Annotated in this window: 3 protein-coding genes; all 3 read left to right on the top strand. The window is 35.2% G+C overall.

The features are described 5' to 3' along the window. The coding region (locus H6G26_RS41505) for an alpha/beta hydrolase (RefSeq protein WP_190737946.1) at positions 1 to 618 on the top strand (618 nt) is incomplete at its 5' end. Positions 619 to 776: 158 nt separating this feature from the next. Then, the gene (locus H6G26_RS41500) at positions 777 to 1,016 is read left to right on the top strand and encodes an SDR family NAD(P)-dependent oxidoreductase (RefSeq protein WP_190737944.1); all 240 of its coding nucleotides are present in this window, start codon (positions 777 to 779) and stop codon (positions 1,014 to 1,016) included. 182 nt (positions 1,017 to 1,198) lie between these two features. Next, complete coding sequence (locus H6G26_RS41495) at positions 1,199 to 1,576, top strand: VOC family protein (RefSeq protein ID WP_190737942.1); 378 nt, start codon at positions 1,199 to 1,201, stop codon at positions 1,574 to 1,576. The last annotated feature ends 254 nt before the right edge of the window (positions 1,577 to 1,830 follow it).

Raw genomic sequence — 1,830 nt, 5'->3', positions numbered from 1 at the left:
AGAGAAATAAATTACAGTCCAACTACAATTAAAATTCATCTTTACGATTTTTGGAAAACTTTAATCAACAGACCGATAATACTAGTAGGTGCATCAATGGGGGGTGCAACTGCAATTGATTTTACTCTCACTTACCCTCAAGTTGTAAAATCACTAGTATTGATTAATAGTTTAGGTTACACTAATTCTCCCGTCTTTACCAAATACTTGTTTCCTCCTTTTGACTTTTTGGCTGTAGAATATCTACGTCAACGCCACATTTTAGCATTAAATTTATGTAGTAAGTTACCTAATTTAGATGCCAAAATACTTTTGGCTATTCAATGCGCCATGTTACACCAAGAAATGCCTGGTTGGAACGATGCCATGATTTCTTATGTAAAATCTGGTGGTTATAGTGAATTAGCAAATAGAATTGCCCAAGTTGATAAACCAACACTTATTTTATGGGGAGAAGCTGATGATATGCTGCCATCTGAAGATGCAGAAAAATTTCAGCAATCTATTGTCAACTCTCAACTAATATTGCTCAAAAATTGCGGTCATACCCCTCAAATTGAACAGCCAAAAATCACCTCTCAACATATTTTACACTTTCTAAGTAGTGGGAAATTTTAATTTAGTTTAAGAGGATATTTTAAAAGTTTCACCAAGTATCATTTAGCTGTTCTGCACTTAAGCTAGTGTAGAACAGATAAATTGATACAAAAATCAAATTTTTCTTTAGCTATAAAACGTTATATGAAATCGTATTTATATTCTAAAAAGGAAAACAGATGACTGATAAAAAGGTCGTGCTAGTTACAGGTGCATCATCTGGATTTGGGCAGTTAATTGCTCAAAAACTCGCTGCTGTACCTTATTGTGTTTTTGGTACGAGCAGCAAAGAACATCCAGCTTCACCAGGCGTAGAAATGTTGAGACTGGATGTTACGTCTGATTCTTCAGTGCAATTGTGTATCAATGAGTCGCTCGTGCGAACTAATCGCTTACTAAATTGTCTGATTCACATCTGACACTAGTTATATTACTAGTCGAACAAGGTCGATTGAGTAGTTGAGTTACATCTTGCAGGCAGTGAGATATATGAATCAAGAAAAAGAACAAGCTTCTGAGCGATTTTATTCTTTCTTCTCCTCAATTGCTAAAAAGCTTATAATAGCCATATTACAAAAGTTCTGGATTAGCACAGTAGAATATGACATTAAAAAACACTTTTGGCGAATATAGTTTTGTTACTAAACTAGACGTTACTAATCTCGAAGCTAGTGCCGAGTGGTACAAGTCCAAGCTTGGGTTAGTTCCTCAAGAAGAATATGACACACCTAGCTGGAGACAATTTAGTTTTTCTGATATTCCACGCTTTGCAATCGGATTGAACTTGAGTAACTTAGTTGAACCAGGTAATACCGTTAATACCTTTGTTGTCAATGATATAGTTACTGCTCGTCAAAGCTTGACTGAAAAAGGAGTTTCAGTTGGGCCAATTACAGATGTCGGTCACGGAGTGCAATTATCCACCTTCAAGGATATTGACGGAAATTTGTTAGGGCTTCGGCAAAATCCGCAGTCTTAACTGGATTTGCAGCTAAATCGGGGAATTAGCCAGCGATAGGATTGCTATATCACTGATGTAACTATTGTTAAAGCTTGTTTTTATGCAATTTCCATAAATAAGATTTTCCCAGACTGTTTACATATTTTTTTGAAATATTTTGATTCTATGGGGATTTTTGAGTATCTATAACCAATTGATTTAGCTCTTCTTGCATTTGGTTATGAACTAATTCATAACAATCATTCACATAATTACGATCCTTAGCTGCATCT

Origin of the sequence: Nostoc sp. FACHB-888 (assembly GCF_014696655.1) — a bacterium.
Classification (GTDB): domain Bacteria; phylum Cyanobacteriota; class Cyanobacteriia; order Cyanobacteriales; family Nostocaceae; genus Nostoc.
The sequence above is the reverse complement of the archived record's forward strand: the minus strand, read 5'-3'. Positions and strand labels throughout refer to the sequence as shown.

Coding starts and splice junctions, on each gene's coding strand:
- H6G26_RS41500 (WP_190737944.1), top strand. CDS start 777: ATGACTGATAAAAAGGTCGTGCTAGTTACAGGTGCATCATCTGGATTT.
- H6G26_RS41495 (WP_190737942.1), top strand. CDS start 1,199: ATGACATTAAAAAACACTTTTGGCGAATATAGTTTTGTTACTAAACTA.